The 19,932-nt window shown below is 72.3% G+C and carries 16 protein-coding genes and 1 pseudogene; 8 read left to right on the top strand and 9 right to left on the bottom strand.

Annotation, left to right across the window (positions count from 1 at the left end; all coding sequences use genetic code 11):
• The coding region (locus GUY60_RS16535; protein WP_161698496.1) for a serine hydrolase domain-containing protein at positions 1 to 1,377 on the top strand (1,377 nt) is incomplete at its 5' end.
• Positions 1,378 to 1,390: 13 nt separating this feature from the next.
• Here GUY60_RS16535 and GUY60_RS16530 read toward each other — a convergent pair.
• Both GUY60_RS16530 and GUY60_RS16525 read right to left on the bottom strand, forming a co-directional pair.
• Entirely contained in the window at positions 1,391 to 1,594 is a 204-nt protein-coding gene (locus tag GUY60_RS16530; protein ID WP_161698494.1) for a hypothetical protein, read from the bottom strand.
• A gap of 38 nt (positions 1,595 to 1,632) precedes the next feature.
• Positions 1,633 to 2,571, bottom strand: a complete 939-nt coding sequence (locus GUY60_RS16525; protein WP_161698492.1) for a TerC family protein — start codon at positions 2,569 to 2,571, stop codon at positions 1,633 to 1,635.
• Positions 2,572 to 2,838: 267 nt separating this feature from the next.
• On the opposite strand from GUY60_RS16525, the gene GUY60_RS16520 reads away from it, so the two are divergent.
• Positions 2,839 to 3,996: an acyltransferase family protein gene (locus tag GUY60_RS16520; protein WP_161698490.1), complete on the top strand. Its 1,158-nt coding sequence runs from the start codon at positions 2,839 to 2,841 to the stop codon at positions 3,994 to 3,996.
• A gap of 124 nt (positions 3,997 to 4,120) precedes the next feature.
• The gene (locus GUY60_RS16515; protein ID WP_161698488.1) at positions 4,121 to 6,841 is read left to right on the top strand and encodes a WD40 repeat domain-containing protein; all 2,721 of its coding nucleotides are present in this window, start codon (positions 4,121 to 4,123) and stop codon (positions 6,839 to 6,841) included.
• A gap of 81 nt (positions 6,842 to 6,922) precedes the next feature.
• On the opposite strand, the gene GUY60_RS39715 is transcribed toward GUY60_RS16515, so the two are convergent.
• From GUY60_RS39715 to GUY60_RS16500, 4 genes are all read right to left on the bottom strand, one after another.
• Entirely contained in the window at positions 6,923 to 7,243 is a 321-nt protein-coding gene (locus tag GUY60_RS39715; protein ID WP_161698486.1) for a hydroxyisourate hydrolase, read from the bottom strand.
• 85 nt (positions 7,244 to 7,328) lie between these two features.
• Positions 7,329 to 7,598, bottom strand: a complete 270-nt coding sequence (locus GUY60_RS39950) for an SUKH-3 domain-containing protein (RefSeq protein WP_376771249.1) — start codon at positions 7,596 to 7,598, stop codon at positions 7,329 to 7,331.
• Positions 7,599 to 7,771: 173 nt separating this feature from the next.
• Positions 7,772 to 8,659 carry a hypothetical protein gene (locus tag GUY60_RS16505; protein ID WP_161698484.1) on the bottom strand — a complete coding sequence of 296 codons (888 nt, stop codon included), beginning with the start codon at positions 8,657 to 8,659 and terminating at the stop codon, positions 7,772 to 7,774.
• A 4-nt stretch (positions 8,660 to 8,663) separates the two neighbouring features.
• Entirely contained in the window at positions 8,664 to 9,044 is a 381-nt protein-coding gene (locus GUY60_RS16500) for a hypothetical protein (protein ID WP_161698482.1), read from the bottom strand.
• Positions 9,045 to 12,345: 3,301 nt separating this feature from the next.
• Here GUY60_RS16500 and GUY60_RS39945 point away from each other — a divergent pair.
• Complete coding sequence (locus GUY60_RS39945) at positions 12,346 to 13,206, top strand: CHAT domain-containing protein (protein WP_376771247.1); 861 nt, start codon at positions 12,346 to 12,348, stop codon at positions 13,204 to 13,206.
• Between the two features lie 276 nt (positions 13,207 to 13,482).
• Complete coding sequence (rsgA, locus tag GUY60_RS16490) at positions 13,483 to 14,589, top strand: ribosome small subunit-dependent GTPase A (protein WP_161698478.1); 1,107 nt, start codon at positions 13,483 to 13,485, stop codon at positions 14,587 to 14,589.
• A 221-nt stretch (positions 14,590 to 14,810) separates the two neighbouring features.
• Here rsgA and GUY60_RS16485 read toward each other — a convergent pair whose 3' ends face one another.
• Entirely contained in the window at positions 14,811 to 15,302 is a 492-nt protein-coding gene (locus GUY60_RS16485; RefSeq protein ID WP_161698476.1) for a hypothetical protein, read from the bottom strand.
• A 231-nt stretch (positions 15,303 to 15,533) separates the two neighbouring features.
• Here GUY60_RS16485 and GUY60_RS16480 point away from each other — a divergent pair, with 231 nt between their 5' ends.
• Together GUY60_RS16480 and GUY60_RS16475 are read left to right on the top strand one after the other, a co-directional pair.
• Positions 15,534 to 16,922: a DNA-3-methyladenine glycosylase 2 family protein gene (locus tag GUY60_RS16480; RefSeq protein WP_161698498.1), complete on the top strand. Its 1,389-nt coding sequence runs from the start codon at positions 15,534 to 15,536 to the stop codon at positions 16,920 to 16,922.
• Positions 16,919 to 17,401 carry a methylated-DNA--[protein]-cysteine S-methyltransferase gene (locus tag GUY60_RS16475; protein ID WP_161698474.1) on the top strand — a complete coding sequence of 161 codons (483 nt, stop codon included), beginning with the start codon at positions 16,919 to 16,921 and terminating at the stop codon, positions 17,399 to 17,401. The genes GUY60_RS16480 and GUY60_RS16475 overlap by 4 nt, the downstream gene beginning before the upstream one ends.
• Positions 17,402 to 17,443: 42 nt before the next feature.
• Here the strand turns inward: GUY60_RS16475 and GUY60_RS16470 are convergent, their stop codons facing one another.
• Together GUY60_RS16470 and GUY60_RS16465 are read right to left on the bottom strand one after the other, a co-directional pair.
• The gene (locus GUY60_RS16470; RefSeq protein ID WP_161698472.1) at positions 17,444 to 17,926 is read right to left on the bottom strand and encodes a DUF456 domain-containing protein; all 483 of its coding nucleotides are present in this window, start codon (positions 17,924 to 17,926) and stop codon (positions 17,444 to 17,446) included.
• 113 nt (positions 17,927 to 18,039) lie between these two features.
• Positions 18,040 to 19,020, bottom strand: a complete 981-nt coding sequence (locus GUY60_RS16465) for a helix-turn-helix domain-containing protein (protein WP_161698470.1) — start codon at positions 19,018 to 19,020, stop codon at positions 18,040 to 18,042.
• A 529-nt stretch (positions 19,021 to 19,549) separates the two neighbouring features.
• On the opposite strand from GUY60_RS16465, the pseudogene GUY60_RS39015 reads away from it, so the two are divergent.
• A pseudogene (locus GUY60_RS39015) lies at positions 19,550 to 19,932 on the top strand (protein phosphatase 2C domain-containing protein); the annotation flags it as partial.

Here is a 19,932-nt window from a genome sequence, read left to right as displayed (position 1 = left end):
ACCTTGGACCGGGCCTCGATCGACCGTTTCGTACGCGACTACGTGGACCGTACGGGCCTGCCGGGCGCCGTCGTCTCGGTGACCGAGGGCGACCGGGTGGTGCACAACGCCGGGTACGGGCACACCGCGTCCGGCCGGGCCATGACCGAGCGGACCCGCGTGCCGGTGGCGTCGCTGTCCAAGGCGATGACCGCGCTCGCCGTCATGCGGCTCGTCGAGGAGGGCAAGGTCGACCTGGACCGGCCGGTGCGCCGCTACCTGCCCGAGTTCACTATGGCCGACCCGCGCGCCCGGAAGATCACGGTGCGGCAGTTGCTGACCCAGACCTCCGGCATGGCCGACTCGGCGTACCCCGATCTGACCCGCGCACAGCCGCACTCCCTGAAGGAGGCGGTCGCGGCGATGCGGGAGGCTCCGCTCGCGACCGCGCCGGGCACCAAGTACCGCTACCACAACCCGAATTACTTCGTCGCGGCCCGCCTGGTCGAGGTGGTCGGCGGCCGTCCTTTCGCCGACCGGCTCGCCTCGGATCTCTTCAAGCCGCTCGGTATGCGGGACACAAGCACCGTCGACAGCTCCGACGCGATGCCCGAGCGGGCCCGCGGCTACGTCCGCGCGTACGGCACGGTCGTGGCCCACTCGCACCCGCGCTGGTTCACCGCCGGTGGCCACGGCGTCGTCACCACCGCCGCGGACCTCTCGCAGTGGCTGATCGCGCAGAACAACCACGGGCTCTCGGCGACCGGCCGGCGCATCGCCACCGCACGCACCATGGACCTCACCCACACCCCGCCCGGAACACCCCGGGAGACCGAGTACGCGATGGGCTGGTCGCGGAGCACGGAGGGCGGCACCCCGCGCATCCAGCACAACGGCCAGCTCCTCACCCACAACTCCATGGCGACCCTGCTGCCCGCCGACGGCATCGGCATCGCGGTGGTCACCAACACCGGCATGATCTCCGGCGACGACGCGGCCCAGCTCACCGAGGGCCTCGTCGAACTGGCCCAGGGCAGGCGGGCGGAGGTGGCCGCGCCGTTCTCGATGACGGCCGACTGGTTCCTGGCCGCCTTCACCGTCCTCGCCCTGGCCCTCGGCGTGCGCGGCACGGTACGCGCCCGCCGCTGGGCCGGTCGCACCGAGGGGAAGCCGTGGTGGCGCGTGCTGCCCCGGCTGCTCCCGTACGCGCTCCCGATTCTCTTCCTGGTCCAACTCGCCCCGCTGTTCGGCCTGTTGATGAACCGCTCGGGCACCCTCTCCCAGGTGACGTACGCGTGGCCCGCCCTCGTCGTCTACGCGGCCGCGGCGGCCCTCGCTTCGGCGGCGGTGCTCGCGGCGCGGGGCGTGGCGACGCTGCGCCGCCACCGGGCGCGCTGAGCGGCGGCGGACCTCACGGCTGCCTGTGGACCTCGGCGTGTTCGGGTGGCTCCAGGTACTCGGGGCACTCGGTGTTGTGGCACGGGCCCGGTCCCCAGACGGGTACGAACGTGCCGAGCGTCTTGTGCCGTCGTCTCACGACCGCGTCCACGTGCTGCTTGCAGACCGGGCAGAGCAGCTCACCCTGCGGGCCCGTCTCGTGCTGTTCTTTACCCATTTTTTAACGATAGTCCGGATCGCACAGAAAGCACCCCCTCAGGGGGGCGGCGGTCGGCGGACGCTGAGGAACACCGACGTCGCCAGGATGACGACGATGACCCCGAGGCTCACCGGGGACGGGATCTCGGGGACGGCGGGGCTGATCAGCTTGTGCGAGGCCTGGAGGATCAGCTTCACGCCGATGAACGACAGGATCACCGCGAGCCCGACGTTGAGGTAGTGGAACCGGTCGAGCAGCCCGGAGAGCAGGAAGTACAGGGCGCGCAGGCCGAGGATGGCGAAGGCGTTGCTGGTGTACACCACGAACGCGTCGTCGCTGACGGCCAGCACCGCGGGCACACTGTCGACGGCGAAGATCAGGTCGGCCGCCTCGATGGCCGCGACCACCGCGAGTAGCGGCGTGGCCACGCGCTTCCCGGCCTCCTTGACGAAGAACCGCGCCCCCTCGTACTCGTCCCGCACCGGCACGATCTTCCGCAGGGCCCGTACCGCGAAGCTCCTGCCGGGGTCGAAGGTGTCCTCCTCGTCCTTGAGCAGCTTGTACGTGCTGTAGAAGAGGACCGCCGCGAAGGCGAACAGCACCGCGGTGAAGCGGCTGACCACGGCCACGCCGAGGGAGAGGAAGACACCGCGGAACACAAGGGCGCCCATCACGCCGAAGAACAGCACCCGGTGCTGGTAGGCGCGCGGAACCCGGAAGTAGCCGAAGATCACGGCGAACACGAACAGGTTGTCCACCGACAGGCTTTTCTCAAGCAGCCAGGCGGTCGTGTACTCGGTGCCCGCCGTCGTACCGAGCACGAGGAAGACGAGGCCGCCGAACAGCAGGGAGAGGCTCACCCACAGACCGCTCCAGGCGGCGGCCTCCTTGAACCCGATGACGTGCGCCGTGCGGTGGGCGAGCAGGTCGACCGCCAGCGACACGATCACCGTCGTGGCGAACACCGCCCACAGCCAGAGCGGGACATCGAGCATGCCGGCCACACTCCCGGAGTCGAGGGACGCCGACCCATATACAGCAGTCTGCGGCATTCCGCAGCGAGGGGCGCGGGGGGCCGTTCAACGACTCGTTCACGGCAGGCGCTTACGTGGGTTCTACATGCGTGTCGAAGCCCACATGCGCGGCGGATGTACGGGAGTTGACGCCGATCGCTAGGGTGCCGGTGATGTCTCGCACCGAATTCACTCCCCAATTCAGGCAAGACGCAGGATCGACGCTCCAGGTTCCCTCCGGGAGGAACCATGAGTGAGACGCTGCGCACGTTCCACCGAGCCGGGGCCCCGCTGCCCCCGGCCCGCCTAGTACCGGCGAGCGAGACGCCACCGAGAGCCACCGCGACAGCGGCCCCGGCACCGAAGCCGGGCAAGCAGCGCGACGCGTTCTTCGACAACGCGAAGTACCTGGCGATCGTCCTGGTCGCGATGGGCCACGCCTGGGAACCGCTGCGCGACGACAGCCGCGCCGCCGCCGCGCTGTACATCGCGGTCTACACGTTCCACATGCCGGCGTTCATCATCATCTCCGGCTATTTCTCCCGCAGTTTCGACGCGGCGCCGCACCGCCTGAAGCGCCTGGTCACCGGGATCGCCGTGCCGTACGTCCTCTTCGAGGTCGCGTACTCGCTGTTCAAGCAGTGGGCGGACGACGATCCGGGGCATCCGATCAGCCTGCTCGACCCGTGGTACCTGACCTGGTTCCTGGGCGCCCTGTTCATCTGGCGGCTCACCACCCCGCTGTGGAAACTCGTCCGTTGGCCGATACCGCTCGCCCTGGCCATCGCCGTACTGGCCTCGGTCTCGCCGGACATCGGGGACGACCTGGACCTCCAACGCGTCCTGCAGTTCCTGCCGTTCTTCGTCCTCGGCCTCTTCCTGAAGCCCGAGCACTTCCAACTGGTCCGCCGCCGCGAGGTCCGGCTTCTCGCCCTGCCGGTCATGGCCTCGGCGCTCGTCTTCGCCTACTGGGCGGCACCGCGCATGAACGCCGCCTGGTTCTACCGCCGGGACAGCGCCCAGGAGTTGGCCGCCCCCGCGTGGAGCGGCGGAGTGATGACCCTGGCGATGTTCGGCTGCTCGATGGTCCTCGTCGCCTGCTTCTTCGCCTGGGTGCCGGGCCGCCACCTCTGGTTCACGGCCCTCGGCGCGGGCACCCTCTACGGCTACCTCCTGCACGGCTTCCTCGCCAAGGGCTCCCGCTTCTGGGACTGGTACGAGGCCGACTGGCTGCAGACGCCGCTCGGCGCGATCGGCGTCACGCTCCTCGCGGGCGCCGTCATCACCGTCCTCTGCACCCCGCCCGTCCAACGCGCGTTCCGCTTCGCGATGGAGCCGAAGATGGAGTGGGCGTTCCGCCGGGACTCGGCGGCGGTGGCACGCGGGGGCGCGGGGCGGTCCCGCTGAGCCGGGCGTGTGAGGCCAACTGGCCCACTCCGTAAGGGTGTTGGAGGTGGCCGGGCGGCAGGGTGTTGTCAGTGGTGGCCCCTAGGGTGCCGATATGGAACTACAGGGGAAGACCGTCGTATTGATGGGACGGTTTCACAAGATCTCGCAGGCCACTGCGAACGCAGCGTTCAACGAGCTGGGCGCGAAGGTGGCCGGCAAGGTGTCGGCCCGGACGGACGTCGTGTACCGGGCGCATGACGTGCCCGGCTCCAAGATCGGCCCGGTGAGCATGCGCGGCATACCGATCTACGACGAGCACGCCTTGCGGGGCGTGCTCAGGGAAGCCGAGCGGCGCGCCGCCGACGGCGCGGGCGCAGGCGCGGAAGCAGAGGCAGAGGCAGAGGCGGAGGCGGAGGCGCCGCGCTTCCTCGACCACGACGCACTGTCCGCCACGGCCGAGCCGGCCGAACTCCTCGACGCCCTCTCGAAGGCCGACTGGTCCGCCTTCGACTCGGTCCGCGACCTGCCGCCCCTGCGCACCCGGCTGCTCGAACTCGAGCGCAGACACGGGATCACCGAGGCCCACAGCTTCGCCACCGACCGGATACGCGCCCTCGACGGCACCCGGCTCCAGCACCCGTACTTCCACCGCACGGAGATCGAGTCGTACGCGCTGAGCCCGGACGGCCGTTATCTGGCGACCGGCAGCTGGGTCGGAGACGACTACCACCGCGGCGGCACGCTCCAGATCTGGGAGGTGGAGAGCGGCCGCTGTGTGAACGTCCTCGACCGGATCCAGGGCGGCGTCGGCTGGCCCGACTACGACGACGTGATCCAGTGGTCGGCCGACGGCACCCGGATCGGGCTCGCCTACAGCACCAACCAGGTGGGGGTGTTCGACCCCCTGGACGACTCGACCTACACCTGCCCGCTGGCCAGCGCCTCGGTGACCGACGGTGCGAGCCGGCCGCCGGCCTGGTCCCTGTCCCCGGACGGGCGGCGGGCGTATGTATCGGTCTGGTCCGAGAGCGCGGTCAAGGGCTGTGTCGTCCCGCTGGAGGCGGGCGCGCTGTTCTGGCTCGCCAACTCCGCCCCGGCCGGGCACCCGTACCTGCTCACCGAGACCCTGCCGGACGAACTGGGCGGTCCTGGAAATGAGTTGGACCTCGGTGGCTACGTCAGCTGGTCGGAGGACGGCACCCAGCTCCTCTCCTACGTGGAGGAGCACGGGAAGCGGCGCGGGAAGCAGCACCCCATAGCGATCGACGTGACGACCAAGGAGATCGCACGACTGCCGGAACGCGGCCCGGAGCAGGACCTGCCGAAGGCGTACAGCCCCGAGGGCAGGCCGGGCCAGGGCGCTTCGCGCGGGGTGCGGGCCGTCGTGGACGGGACCGGCGTGGTCTTCCACCGCCCGGACACCGGCGGAGTGCTGAGCGAGTTCACGTTCCTGCGCGAACCGCCGGGCCCGCGCATGCTGGAGCATGAGTACGCCTTCGACGAGATCGCGGTCAACTTCCCCCTGGACGACGACACTTGGTGCGCGTCCTCCGAGGACGGCGTGGTGATCGGGCCGCCCGACCGCAGGGAGGACCTGGAGGCCGTCCTCGCCTGGTCGGTCGACCGCCGCTTCGCCTGGCCGGTCCGCTGGGGCGGCCTGAAGATCGTCCCGGATGCCCGGACGGCGGCCGAGCTCATCGAGGAAGACATCATGAGCTACTACGTACGGGAGTACGTGGAGGAGCTCGACGCGGCCGAGGCGGCGGGGGCGACTGGGACTTCCGGAACCGCCGGTGCGGCGGGCGCGGAGGCCTGGCCACCGCCGAACACCGCGACCTTGGACGACCTGTACGCCGCGGTGCGCGAGTCGGCCTCGGCCCTCGACAGCGGCTGGAACTTCGCGGTGAACGAATACGTCCGCAAGGCGGCACGGCTGCGTGCGTACCGAGGGGAGGCCGAAGGGGCGAGGGAACTCGTCGAGACCGTGCCCGATCCGGACCAGCGCGTCGCCGCCGCGGCCGACGTCGCCATGATCCTGGCCCGTGCCGGGCACCCTGACGAGGCCCGCACGGTCTTCGCCCACGTCGAGGCGCACGCGGAGACCGCCGCCGGCGAGACGCACCAGCTCGCCGACCTCGCGGCGTCGGTCGGCGGCGCCCACCACGCCCTGGGGGACGCGGCCGCCGCGGACGGGTGGTTCGAGCGCGCCAAGGAAGCGATCCTGCCGGGGAACGGCGGCTGGACCGAGCGGCTCGTGATCATCTGGGCGCTCACCGAGTGCGGCCGGGAGGACGAGGCGCGAGCGCTGTGGGCGCCGGGCGACGGCGAGACCGACAGCGCCGAGACCGACGGCCGCATCGTCATGGATACCGAGTCGTGGATGCACTATCTGCTGCGCACGGGCCGGATCGACATGGCCGGTGACTTCCTCGAAGCCCGGGTGCCGCCGGGGTTCGACCGCCCGTCGACCCTGATCAAGGCCCTGGCCGACCTCGGCCGCCCCGACGAGCTCCACTCCTGGCTCGCCGGCTCCTGGCACATACCGGAGGAGGAGTACGAACGGGCGCGGACCAACGCCGCGGCGCTCGCAGCCGGTACCGACCCCGCTCCTCGTCCCGCCACTCCGACGGAGGCGGACATCGCGGCGCTGGCCGAGGAGCACGCCGAACTCCTCAAAATCCCGCGCGCCAAACGCCAGTCACCGACCTGCGACCTGATCGGCCGGGCCGCCCGGTGCGGCCACATCTCGGCGGTCCTCGACCTGTTGCCGCAACTGCCCGCCGACGACTTCAACGACCGTACGAAGTACGCGCTGTCGGCGGTGTGGGAGGCGGTGACGGGCCACAACGTGACGCCCTGGTGAAGCCCGGCGCGGATGCGTGGATGCGCGGACCGGCCCGGTGGTTCCGGGCGGGCCCGCGCACCCGCGTCAGCGGCGTGCCGCTCAACTGCCCCTGTACGTAGTGCAGTTCCACGGCGTGCAGATCATCGGCACGTGGAAGTGCTGCGTCACGTCGAACACCGTGAAGCGGACGGGGACCTGGTCGATGAACGCCGGGTCCGGCAGCTCGCCCGGGAGCCCCGCGTAGTACTCGTCGACGTGGAAGAGGAGTTCGTACCGCCCGGCCTTCGCCTCCTCCGGCGTCAGAATGGGTTCGTCGGTCCGGCCCTCCGCGTTCGTCCGAACCGACGGGGCGGTGCGGTCAACGATTTGTAGAGAGAGGGCCCGGGGTTGGGGGTGTGTGGCCTGCGGAGTGAGTCGCACCGGACGTCCGGAAGCGCCAGTTTGTATACAAACAAGGGTTGTTGGCGACTGGTCGTGGCTGGTCACGACTCGCCACGGCTGGGCCTCAGAAGAAGGTCTTGTCCCAGTCGTCCGTGACGAGCGCCTCGACGGCCGTGTCCAGCCCGTGCGCCACACGTTGCATACCGGCGTCCCCGCCGAAGAAGATGTCGCCGTTCTCGGCCAGGAGGACAGCCTCCTCGGTGGAGAAGGCGACCCCCAGCGGAACAACGTGCAGCCCCAGTCGCCTGCCGTAGACGCGGACGCTTCGCCCCGAACGCCCAGCGCCTCTTCGACCGCGACCGTGAGCGACGCCTCGCCTGCCCGGAAGGGCCAGACGACTGTCAACTCCCCATACGTGTCCAGATGTTCACGCAGCCATACGCTGACGTCGTATCCGGCGTCGGCGTACCGGCGGCAGGCGTGCTCGACGTCCAGCGGGAACCACTCAACGCGTGCCGCACCCGCGAGCCGGGCCCGCAGTGCTCGTGCTGACATGGCCTCCACGCGTCAGGCCCCCTTGCGTGTCCTGCGGGTGATCGCGAGGCCCAGCTCCGGCGTCAGGCTTCGGGGGGTGTCGGTGAGTCCGAGCGCTGTCGCCAGTTCGGAGCCGTGCAGGTCGACCGTTGCCTCCACGAGGTCCGCGAGCGCGGCGACAGCGGCGCGGGCGCGCACCCAGCCGCTCAGCATGCACACCGTGGACACCACCGCCGCGGGCCACCACGCCACGGCGAGCACGAGGTACAGCACGCTCCATCCGCCGAGCCGGGCGGCCGCGTCGAACTCGCCGCGTGCGTGGCGTAGTTCGGCACGGGAGGAGTCGTCGAGGAGCAGCCACAAGCGGGGCCACGCCGAGACCAGGTCGAGCCGGTAGTGGGCGAGCACTCGGGCGTCGACGGCCGCCATGCGGTCGCCCATCCACGTGGGCCGGGCAGGGGTGGCCAGGCTCACGCGGTTTCTGCGCAGGGCCAGTTCCTCCAGGCGGGCCTCGTCCGGCTCCGGGCCGAGGACGGCCTGTTCGTACGCCTCGCTCGCGTGGAGCCACGCGCGCCGCCTGCGGAGCGTCAGGCCGTGTGCGGGCCGGGCGAACAAGCGGGGCCACTGCCCCATCCAGCACCGCTCGATGACAGCGCCGGCCGGTCGTACGGCAAGCCCGACAGCCGAGGCCGTGAGGGCGAGGCCGAACAGTGCGGCGACCGTCGCCACCGTTCCCGCCTGCTGCAGCCGCCGGGCGTGGGACTCCACCGTGGCGACGAGATGAGCCGGATCGAAGGCGTGGACGTGGCCGAGGGCAAGGGCAGCCACGGCCGCACCGCACCACAGCAGGCCCGGCAGCACGAGCAGGGTCAGCCACCGGTCGGCCAGTCGCTTGCTCGCCTCCTGCAGAAAGGTGTTCACGGATTCAGACCGCGTCCAGCAGATCCTGCCCGTGGAGCAGGCACTGAGGGGTACGGGCGCCGGAGCGTCGTACCCACGCACGCGCGCAGGCTCGGGCCGGGCAGCGGAGAACATCTGCCACGGGGTGCCCTCCGCCGATCCCGGGGACCGCCACGATGCCGACCGAGGGCGCGGCGACGGGCGGTACGTCCCCGGAGCGGGCCGGGCCCGGGGCCGGGAGGCCGAGGCGACGGCGCAGTGCGTCCAGGCGCTCGGCGATATCGGCACCGTTCCGCGCCTGTTCGGCCACCTCTGCGAGCTCGCCGCCCAGACCTTCGGCTGAGGCCCTGTCGCGCAGCAACGGCAACGCCTCGCAGAGCCATGCGACCGCAGCGGGATTGTCCATTCCGCCCCTCCGTCCGAGACCTGAGTCCTCTGCCCCGGTGAGGAGTCGGCGATGAGGAGTCAGCGATCAAGAGTCAATGATGAAAGGGTAGTTGACCCATGGAGCCACGGACGGTGACCGGTGAGCCGAGTGCCGAGTGCCGAGTGCCGAGTGCCGGGTGCGTGGTCGATCGAGCGGGGGTGCGGTCGTGGAGATGAGTGACCGGCGGCGTGCGGTGCGGCGATTTCAGGCGTTCGAGGACGGCGAGGGGCCTCTGCTCCCGCTGCACGAACAGGACGCGACGGGGTTCTTGCGGTCGCTCCTCGGAGCGTTGGAGGAGCCAGGAGCCAGTGGTGTCCCTGGTTTCCTCGACCGCGCGATCCAGTCCCTCGGTGCCCTGGCCGACGTGGCTCCGGCCGACTGGGAGTTCCGCAGCCTCGCGCTCGTCACGTTGAGCGACACCCTCTCGCGCCGCCATCAGCTCACGGGGCGGATCGAGGACAGTGACGCGTCCTTGGCGGCCATGCGCCGGGCTGCGGAGATCGACGACGGTCATGAGTACGCGCGCGTGATGCTCGCCGCCAAGACCGGAACCGCCATGTGCGCGCGGTACGTGCACGCGGGAGACCGCGGTGTCCTGGACGAGGCCGTTCGGGCACTGGAACCGGTGGCAGGCACTGCCGCTGACGCGGAGTACGGGCACCTCGCGCTCTCCTCCCTCGCGGAAGTGCTGGTGCACCGCTATCGCGCCAGTGGCCGAAGCGAGGACGCGGACGAGGCGGTCAGCGCGTACCGGCGGGTTGTCGAGGTCACGCCCACGGGCGGCCCCAACTGGGCCGCGCGTACTAGCAATCTCGCCTCGGCACTGCTCGAACGGCATCGAAGGTACGGGGACGCGGCCGATGTCCAGGAGGCCGTCGCGCTGCAGGTGGACGCCGTCAGGGCCACCCCGCTCGGGGCACCGCTCAGGCCTGCCCGGCTCGCGCGGCTCGGCGACGCGCTCTACGCCGCCTATACGGCCGAGGACGGCGGGCAGCACGGGTGGCAAGGCGACCCGGACGTGCTGGACATGGCGCTCGACGCGCTGCGCTCCGCCGTCCCCGAGCTTCCTCCGTCCGCCCCGTACTACCGCACGCACGCCGGAACGCTCGCGCGGGCCCTGGTGGCCGCCTATCACCTGACGGGCGACCCGGAACTGCTCGACGAGCAAGTCACGCTGCACGACGACATCCAGCGGAGCACGGACGCGGGTACGGGCGCCGTGTGGCGCGCCTTCATCGAGCCCGTGGCGGACGCCCACCTCAAGCTCTACGAGAGGACAGGCGACCGTGTGCATCTGGACCGGGCGGCCGCGTCCCTGCGCGCGGCCGTCGAATCTCTGGGGAGCGGCGACAGCGAGGCCATCGACGACGGACCGCACGACGACGCCGGTGTACCGGACCCCGGCACCCTCCGGGTGCTGGCCTGGGCCCTGTACGGCCAGGTACTGCGGCTGCGCTGTGAGCACACAGGGGATCCGGCGGATGCGGACGCGGCGGTGCGTGCCCACCGCACCGCGCTGGCCGGTACACCGCCCGGCAGCAAGAGCCACCCCGGGCTGTGGTCCGCACTCGGCCTGACACTGTGCTCCCGGTACGAAGTGACCGGTTCCGTATCCGACTTGAACGAGGCCGTCGAACTGCTGGGCTCGGCGCTCGCGCAGCTGCCCGACGGCGACCCCTCGCGCCCCGGCATCCATTCCGACCACGGCCTCGTCCTTGCCTTCCGCTACCACGTCAGCGGCGCCATCGCCGATCTAGATGAGGCGATCCAGGCACATCGGGAAGCGGTCGCCTTCACAGAGCCGACGCCGGTGTCAGGAGCGGGAGAGGGCGTCAGTGGCGAACCCTCCGTGCCACGGCCCAGCCTCACCGACCGGCTGGAACGCGGGCGCCGCCTGTTCAATCTCGCGGGTCCGCTGCGCCAGCGCTTCGAGCACAACGGCAGGCTGTCCGACCTCGACGAAGCCATCGCGGCTCTGGAGGGAGCCGCGGTGGAGGGCGCCGGGCCCACCGCGGAACGGCATCTCGTCCTGCGCGACCTGGGCACGGCCCGGATCCAGCGGGCCCAGCGCACCCACGCCTTCGCGGACGCCGACTCTGCGGTGGACGCGCTGCGCGGCGCGCTCGACGCGATGCCCGCCGACCATCTCGAACACGCCCCATGCATGGCCGAATTGGCGGCCGGGCTCATGATGCGGTCCCGCCACGGTGACCGCTCCGGAGACCTGGCGGAGGCGGTTTCGCTCGGCCGGAAGGCGCTGGCGACCTTGCCGGCCGGGTACCCGCGGGCGCACCATGTGCGCCTGGTCGCGGCCCAGGCACTGCATGAGCGGTTCCAGCACACCGGCGACGAGGGCGACCTCGCCGAAGCCCGCGCCACCTTGGCTCAGGCCCTCGACACCCTGCCGCCCGATCATTCCCAGCGTGCCGGCATCCTGCTCAACTTCGGGCATCTGTGGGCCACGGGGCCGAGCGCGGAGCGCGGCAGGGCGGTGGATACGTACCGGACTGTGGCCGCAATGAGAACGGGACCGGCGAACCTCCGCTGCGAAGCGGCCCGTTGGGGGGGCAGGACAGCTGCGGCCGACGGGGACTGGGCCACGGCGCTGGAGGGGTTCTCCGCGGCCCTTGAACTGCTGCCGCTGGCGGGGGCGCGGGGGATCGCACGCACGGACCAGGAGTTCCAGCTGGCCGCGTTCCGTGGCATCGGCTCCGACGCGGCGGCCTGCGCCGTGCGCTGCGGAAACCCGGAGCTGGCCCTGCAACTCCTTGAGCAGGGGCGGGGAATCCTGCACGCGCGCGCGTTGGAGACCCGCGGCGGCATCGCGGGCCTGGCCGAACTCGACGACAAGCACCCGGACTTGGCCCGTCGCTTCCTTGAACTGCGCACCTCACTGGACGCCGCGCCGAACTCGTCCACAGAGCCGGGTTTCCCGCCGGCGGACGCGCTGCCGCACCAGACCGCTGCGGACCGCCTCGACCGGGTGGCCCGTGAGTGCGACGAACTCATCGAAACGATCCGGCAGTTGCCGGGCTTCGCGGACTTTCTGCTGCCGCCGCGGATCGAGGACCTGTCGCCGCTTGCCGCACAGGGGCCGGTGGTCGCGCTGAACACGAGCCCGTACGGCTGCTGCGCGCTGATCCTGACCGCTGAGGGCGTACACGCCCAGCCGCTCGACGGCCTCGACCTCCCGCGACTGCAGGACCTGACGGCGCAGTCGCTGGCCGCGGTGGCGGGCTCGAACGCGCCGGACGCCTCCTACGCGGCACGCATCACGGCGATGGAGCAGGTCAGCGAGGCTCTGGCCTGGCTGTGGGACACCGTCGCCGAACCCGTGCTCACCAGACTCACCGAGCTCGGCCTGGTCGGCGACCCTCCCGCGGGCGGGGAGGAGGGGGCGTGGCCGCGCGTGTGGTGGATGCCCACCGGCCTGCTGTCGTTCCTGCCCGTCCACGCGGCCGGCAGGCACGGCGAACGGCGCAGTGTGCTCGACCGCGTGGTGTCCTCCTACACGCCGACGCTGCACGCTCTGCGCCATGCCCGGGAGCGCCCGCATGCGGCGCCGGGGCGTGCGGTGGTGGTCGCGGTGCCGGACCCGCCGGGGCTGCCCGCGCTCACCGCCACCGAACGGGAGGCGGCGGCCGCGGTGGCGGCACTGCCCGGGACGGTACTCAGGCTCGACGGCACGCGGGCCACACCCGAGGGCGTCACAGCCGCCCTGGCCGACGCGTCGTTCGTCCATATCGCGTCGCACGCCGTCTCGGATCTCCGCGATCCGTCGGGAAGCCACCTGGTGCTCGCCGACGGCGCGACCCTCACGGTCGCCCAGCTCGCGGGCCACGGCAGAGCGAGCGGGCAGCTGGCCTACCTTTCCGCCTGCTCCACCGCGCAGAGCGGCGTGGCCCTCGTCGACGAGTCGGTGCACATCGCGTCTGCTTTCCAACTGGCCGGGTACCGGCATGTTCTCGCCGCTCTGTGGCCGCTCGGCGACGACTTCGCGTGCCGCCTGGCCGAGGAGGCGTACAGGCGTGGCGTCGTCCGGGATCCCGCGCACGCCCTTCACGAGGCGGTGCGCGTCTTGCGCGCGGAGGATCCGGGCGCCTTGGTGAGCTGGGTCAGCCCTGTCCACAACGGCCCTTGATGCCGGCCGGGGCGTGAGCCGCGTGACAGGCGAGGCGCGAAAAATCGTTGGCGTCCGGCCAGGCCGCCCGCCTATCTTGGGGCCTGTTCCGAAGGGCCGTTCCAGACGGCTCTTGCCAGCTGTGTGTGCCGGGAGGTGTGACTGATGACTGTCGCTGCGGCGGGCGTTGCCCGCGTTCAGGAGTTCATCGATTCCGCCTCTGTGGTCACCGGCTGAACGACCCTCTGACACCGCACCGTTCGTGCGCAGCCGGGGCCGCCCTGTGAAGGGTTCCCCTTGTCTTCTTCGCTTTCTTCGCTCTCGCCGTCCTCGCACCCGTTGTCCCCGTATGGCTGGGACGCGGGCTGGGACGCCGAGTTCGCCCCGTACGCCGATCAAGGGCTCGTCCCCGGGCGGGTGTTGCGGGTCGACCGCGGCCAGTGTGATGTCGTCACCGTGGACGGCACGATCCGGGCCGACACCGAGTTCGTCGTGCCGCGTGACCCCGCCAAGGTCGTGTGCACCGGTGACTGGGTGGCCGTCGATCCGGACGGTGACCCGAGGTACGTCCGCACGCTGGTGACGCGGCGTACGGCGTTCCTGCGCAACACCTCCTCCAAGCGGTCCGAGGGACAGATCCTCGCCGCCAACGTCGACCACGCGCTGATCGCCATCTCCCTCGCCGTCGAGCTCGACCTGGGCCGGATCGAACGGTTCCTCGCGCTCGCCTGGGAGTCCGGCGCCCAGCCCGTCGTCGTCCTCACCAAGGCCGACCTGGTGCCGGACCCCGCCACCCGCGGGCACCTCGTCGCCGATGTCGAAGCCGCCTCGCCGGGCGTCCAGGTGCTGCCTGTCAGCGCCACCGCGGGCGAGGGCACCGATGTGCTCCAGGCGCTCGTCGCGGGCGGTACGAGTGTGCTGCTCGGGCAGTCCGGGGCCGGTAAGTCGACGCTCGCCAACGCCCTGCTCGGCGAGGACGTCATGGACGTACAGAGCGCCCGTGACGTCGACGGCAAGGGCCGGCACACCACGACCACCCGCAACCTGCTCGTGCTGCCCGGCGGCGGAGTGCTCATCGATACGCCGGGGCTGCGCGGCGTGGGGCTCTGGGACGCGGAGACCGGTGTCGGCCAAGTCTTCGCGGAGATCGAGGAGTTCGCCGCCGAGTGCCGCTTCCAGGACTGCGCGCACGAGGCCGAACCGGGCTGCGCTGTGCTCGCCGCGCTGGAGGACGGCACGCTCGCCGAACGGCGGCTGCAGAGCTACCGCAAGCTGCTGCGCGAGAACCGGCGGATCGTCGCCAAGACCGACGCCCGGACGCGGGGCGAGATCCGCCGCGAGTGGCGGGTCAAGCAGGCGCAGGGCCGGGCGGCGATGGACGCCAAGCGGGGCCGCCTGCACTGACGGCACCGCCGTACGGACCGATGTCGTACGGACTGACTCCGTACGGACCGACGCCGTACGGGCCGACGCGGTACGGACCGAGCTTTCGGGTGCGGGGCGCGAAACCCGCACCCGAGGGGCCGGTGCCTGGCCGGGCACCGGGGGAGGGCTCGTCGGCCGGCTGTGGCGGCCTGGCCGACGGGCCCGTTTCCGTACGTTGTCGTACGCCTTCGCGCGTGTGACTACTGCACGAAGCGGTAGCTGTTCCAGGCCTCGGCCTGCGGCGGCAGGTCGCCGACGCGCTTGCTGCCGAGGTACTTCGAGTCGCCGGTGCAGTCGCCGCCGACGTACACGACCATGTCCGTCCACGTGCCGTTCTCGACCTTGTGGGCGCCGCCCTTCAAGGTGTGGCAGCCCTTGAGGCGCGGGTTCGTCACCGTCGTGCCCTCGGCCTCGGCCGCCTCGCCGTGACCGGCACCCTCGGCGCCACCCTCGGCCGCTTCCTCGCCGTGACCGGCCTCCTCAGCGGCCTCCTCGCCGTGACCGGCCTCCTCGGGGGCCTCCTCGCCGTGACCGGCCGCGCCCTCGGACGTGGCGGTCTGGGACGTGTGCGTCACGACACCCACGGCCGCGCTGTCCTCGAAGCCGCAGGCGGTGGCGGAGAGGGCGAGCAGGGCGGTTCCCGCGCAGACGGCGGCGAGACGACGCCGCTGGGGGCGGACGGAAGCAGACATGGCAGGTCCTGTTCTGGCACGACGGACAAAGGCGGGCAAAGACTGTTCTCACTGGTGGGGCCCGGCGCTGGGCGACAGAGACCTCACAGGGAGCCGAGGTTACTTTGCCCCACCTTTACGACGGAGGCCGGGGCCCCGACCGCCCGGCACGACCGCCCGCGTCGTCGAGAGAGGCCCGTGTCCGATTTCCGCCAGACCCGGCGCAACCGGAAGCGCACACTGGATCCCGTGATCGATGAAGAGACCGGCTACGAGGCGGTGCGCAGCCGCGATGCCCGCTTCGACGGAGAGTTCTTCTTCGCCGTCGAGACCACCGGCATCTACTGCCGCCCCAGCTGCCCCGCCGTCACCCCGAAGCGGAAGAACGTGCGCTTCTACCCGACGGCGGCCGCGGCCCAGGGCAACGGCTTCCGCGCCTGCCGCCGCTGCCGCCCCGACGCGGTCCCCGGCTCCGCCGAGTGGAACGTACGGGCCGATGTCGTGGGCCGCGCCATGCGCATGATCGGCGACGGCGTCGTGGACCGCGAGGGCGTCCCCGGCCTCGCGCTGCGCCTCGGCTACAGCGCCCGGCAGGTGCAGCGGCAGCTCACCGCCGAGGTCGGCGCCGGACCCGTCGCCCTCGCCCGCGCGCAGCGCGCGCACACCGCGCGACTCCTGCTCCAGACCACCCGGCTGCCCGTCACCGACATCGCGTTCGCCGCGGGCTTCGCGAGCGTGCGGCAGTTCAACGACACCATCCGGCAGATCTACGCCCGCACGCCGAGCACCCTGCGTACCGAGTCCGGCACCCGGCTGCCCGCACCGACGCCGACGCCCCCACCCACGCCCGCGCCCGGCGCAGCACTGATCGCAGGCGTGCCGCTCCGGCTCGCGTACCGCGGCCCGTACCACCGCCCCGCGATCTTCGACCGGCTCGCCGCCGGTGCCGTCGCCGGGATCGAGGAGGTCGCCGGGGCGCCGGGGACCCGCACGTACCGGCGCACCCTGCGGCTGCCGCACGGCTCCGGGATCGCCGCCGTCGACGAGGCGGCGGCCGGGCCCTGGCTCGACGCCCGGCTGCACCTCACCGACCTGCGCGACCTGACCGCGGCCGTGCAGCGGCTGCGCCGGCTTTTCGACCTGGACGCCGACCCGCAGGCCGTCGACGAGCGCCTCGGTGACCTGCCCGGACTCGCCGCGCTCGTCGCCGCCCGCCCCGGACTGCGCTCGCCGGGCGCCGCCGACGCCGAGGAACTCGCCGTACGCGCGGTCGTCGGCCGCGCCGAGGCCGAGCGGCTCGTCGCCGCGTACGGGCAGCCGCTCGACGTGCCGTGCGGCGCGCTCACCCATGTCTTCCCCGAGCCGAAGGCGCTCGCCGAGCACCTGCCGGTCGCGGCGGCGCTCGCCGACGGGTCCGTACGTCTCGACCCGGGCGCCGACCGCGACGACGCCGAACAGGCGCTGCGCGCCGTGCCGGGCCTGACCGCGCGCACCGCCGCGTACATCCGCATGCGCGCCCTCGGCGACCCCGACGTGGCGGTGCCGGGCGAGCCGGTGCGGGACACCTGGCGGCCCTGGCGGTCGTACGCGCAGCAACACCTCTGGAACCAGCACGCCCCGACCGACCTGGAGCACCCGTGACCACGTACTACACCCACCTCGACAGCCCGCTCGGCGAGCTGCTGCTGACCGGGGACGGCTCCGGCGCGCTCGGCTCGCTCTCCGTGCCCGGCCAGAAGGGCGGCCGCACCGTACGGCCCGAATGGCACCGCGACCCGGCCGCGTTCACCGAGGCCACGGCGCAGCTACGGGCGTACTTCGCGGGGGAGTTGAAGGAGTTCGACCTGACGTTCCGCACCGCGGGCACCGAGTTCAGGGAGCGCGTCTGGGCGGCCCTCGACGACGTGCCGTACGGCGGCACCACCAGCTACGGCGAACTCGCCGCCCGGATCGGCGCAAGCCGTGCAGCGGTCCGCGCGGTCGGCGGCGCGATCGGCGCCAACCCGCTGCTGATCGTCCGTCCCTGCCACCGCGTGATCGGCGCGGACGGTTCCCTCACGGGGTACGCGGGCGGCCTGGAGCGGAAGCGGTTCCTGCTGGGGCTCGAGGGCGCGCTGTAGTCGCCGCACACCGCCCACTGAAGGCACACCGCCCACTGAAGCTCAGCCCCAGATCAGCACCCCCAGCCAGGCCCCCACGATCAGCAGGCAGGCGAAGAGTTCCACCAGGAGGCTCGTGCCCATCGCCCGCATGAAGGCGCGGGTGGACGCGGCGGCCGCGCCGTGGCCGCCGAGCCGGAGCCGTTCCGAGCCGTAGACGCCGCCGATGAAGCCCGGCACCGAACCGACGACCGGCACCAGGACGAAGCCGAGGAGCGCGCCGACCCCGCCGCAGACCACCATCCGGCGCGTGATGCCCACCCCGCGGATCCGGCGCGGCGGCAGCCGCCAGCGCAGCGCCTGTTGCAGCAGCAGTACGGCGGTGGCCCCGACGAGGACGACCCAGGCCGCCCCCGACTGGTCCTGCAAGGCCCACCAGGCCACGGCGCCCCAGACGAGAAACGCACCGGGAACGCCGGGGATCAGCACCCCGCACAGACCGAGCAGCAGCACCGCGCCGACCAGCAGGAGCTCCCACACGCCCATCTGCCCAGAGTGCAGGACCCCGCACGCCCTCGCAGGTCAGGAGGGCGGGGGCCGCGTGAGTACGGGGTTCGGGGCGCGGCCCGTCGCACGCGCGGCCCGTCGTATGCGCGCCGCTACCGCGCCACCCACCCGCGCTCGAACGCGTGCCAGCCCAGCTGGAGGCGGGTCGAGACGCCCGCGAGTTCCATCAGGCCCTTGACGCGGCGCTGCACCGTGCGCAGGCCGAGATCGAGCTGTTTGGCGACGCTCGCGTCGGTCAGGCCGGCGAGGAGCAGGGAGAGGATCTCCAGGTCCGTGCCGTCCGGGGCGGCCGCCGCGCTCTCCGTGACGGCGTTGCCCTCACCGAGCCGCAGCGGCAGCGCCTGCCGCCACACCGCGTCGAAAAGCCCGGCGAGCGATTCGAGGAGGCCGCTGGCGTGCACCACGAGCGCGGCCGGTTCGCCGCCGTTCGACGTCAACGGGACCATCGCCAGCTGCCGGTCCGCGATCACCAGCTTCGTCGGCACCCGGTCCACGAGCCGGATCTGCTCGTCGCGGCGGAGCGCGGCCGACATCTCGGTGAGCGCGTCCGGCAGGGACAGCACGTCCCGCTCCACCACCACGCGGTAGCGGACCCCGCGCCCGGCGGCCTGCTCCTCGGCATCGTTGTCAGAGCCGGACACGACCGTCGGCCGCCCCGTCACGAGCGCGCACACCTCGTGGCTCGCGCCCAACTGCAGCTGCAGGAAGCGCTGCGCCACCGCGCCCGCGCCGGTCACCACCTCGACCAGGTCGTGCGCGGCGGGCTCGGCGGCCTGCGCGCGGTACTCCTCGGCGAGGACGACGGCCGCCAGCTCGGCCTGTTCCAGCTCGTGCCGCTGCTGGGTGAGGAGCGCGCCGAGCGCCACCCCTGGCGGGGCCGCCACCCAGCGGCCGGGGCGCGCGGACGACCGCGCGGCGAGCCCCTGCTGTTCGAGCCGGCGCACGGCACGCTCGGTGTCCGGTTCGCCGAGCCCGGTCCGGGCGGCGAGGTCGGCCACATCGGCGGCGCCGAGCGCCACGAGCGCCCGGTACGCCGACTCCTGCACCTCGTCCAGACCTATGGCACCCAACATGGGCCGCTGCCCCTCCCGTTCGTCCGCCGCGTCCTGCGAGGCCCCCGCCCCGCGCCCGCAGGAAACCCCGCGGCCTGGCGGAAACCGGCCACGGCGCAAACCCGCCGCGCAACATCATCCCCGCACCACCCGCCACTCTGCCAAGGTGTCGCCACCGGCTGCAGGAGTAGACCACTCCGAGAAGCCGCAGGCCAGGAGGTATCCCGACGGGATGCGCCGTATCCGACGGGGTGCGCGTATCCGAAGGGATCCGGCGGTATCGGACGCGATACGGCGGCGCCGGGCCGGATCCGGGAACAGGGGGCGGATCCGGCCCTCCCCGGCACTCGCCCGCGCACCGCGCGCGGCCACCCGACCGGTCCGCCGGGTGTCCTTCCCGTGGGGGGTGGGGTCGCCCGGCGGACCCATCTCGTACGTATGTGCCCCGGCGCCGCGCGAGTTCGCCCGCAGCGTCGGATCGGCTTCCTGGGCGGCTGTATTTTCCGGATGCCCCGTTTTCGGGCGGCCCGTCCCGTGGACAATGAGGGGCATGAGCCAGCAGGGGGACAGGCGCAGCGGCAACTCCGGCCAGGAGGACGACTGGTGGGGCCAGTTGTACGACGCGCCCACCGAGGACACCGGGCCAGGACCGGCCCCTGACACCTTGGACGACCGGTTCGCCTCGGCGGCGGACGCGGTCGGCGCCACGGCACCGCCCACCCGTCGAACTGCCGGGGAAGCGGCAGCCCCGTACGTACCGCCGCGCGCGCCCTGGGAACCCCCGGCGGAGTCGGCCGGGCGGGGGCCGGCGCCCAGCACGTTCGGGCCCGAACGGCCGCCCAGGGAACAGGAGTCGGCGGACGAACCACCGCACCCCACCGTCGTGCCCGCCGCCCGCACGGCCCCCGACGCGCTGTCGCCGCGGCCCTGTGT

This window comes from Streptomyces boluensis (genome assembly GCF_009908195.1).
In the GTDB taxonomy this organism is placed as follows: Bacteria; Actinomycetota; Actinomycetes; order Streptomycetales; family Streptomycetaceae; genus Streptomyces; species Streptomyces boluensis.
The sequence above is the reverse complement of the archived record's forward strand: the minus strand, read 5'-3'. Positions and strand labels throughout refer to the sequence as shown.

Excerpts from the sequence above, each read along its gene's own strand:
- GUY60_RS16520 (WP_161698490.1), top strand. The coding sequence starts at position 2,839 with ATGAGTGAGACGCTGCGCACGTTCCACCGAGCCGGGGCCCCGCTGCCC.
- GUY60_RS16485 (WP_161698476.1), bottom strand. The coding sequence starts at position 15,302 with ATGTCTGCTTCCGTCCGCCCCCAGCGGCGTCGTCTCGCCGCCGTCTGC.
- GUY60_RS16530 (WP_161698494.1), bottom strand. The coding sequence starts at position 1,594 with ATGGGTAAAGAACAGCACGAGACGGGCCCGCAGGGTGAGCTGCTCTGC.
- GUY60_RS16465 (WP_161698470.1), bottom strand. The coding sequence starts at position 19,020 with ATGTTGGGTGCCATAGGTCTGGACGAGGTGCAGGAGTCGGCGTACCGG.
- GUY60_RS16500 (WP_161698482.1), bottom strand. The coding sequence starts at position 9,044 with ATGGACAATCCCGCTGCGGTCGCATGGCTCTGCGAGGCGTTGCCGTTG.
- GUY60_RS16470 (WP_161698472.1), bottom strand. The coding sequence starts at position 17,926 with ATGGGCGTGTGGGAGCTCCTGCTGGTCGGCGCGGTGCTGCTGCTCGGT.
- GUY60_RS16515 (WP_161698488.1), top strand. The coding sequence starts at position 4,121 with ATGGGACGGTTTCACAAGATCTCGCAGGCCACTGCGAACGCAGCGTTC.
- GUY60_RS39945 (WP_376771247.1), top strand. The coding sequence starts at position 12,346 with ATGGAGCAGGTCAGCGAGGCTCTGGCCTGGCTGTGGGACACCGTCGCC.
- GUY60_RS16525 (WP_161698492.1), bottom strand. The coding sequence starts at position 2,571 with ATGCTCGATGTCCCGCTCTGGCTGTGGGCGGTGTTCGCCACGACGGTG.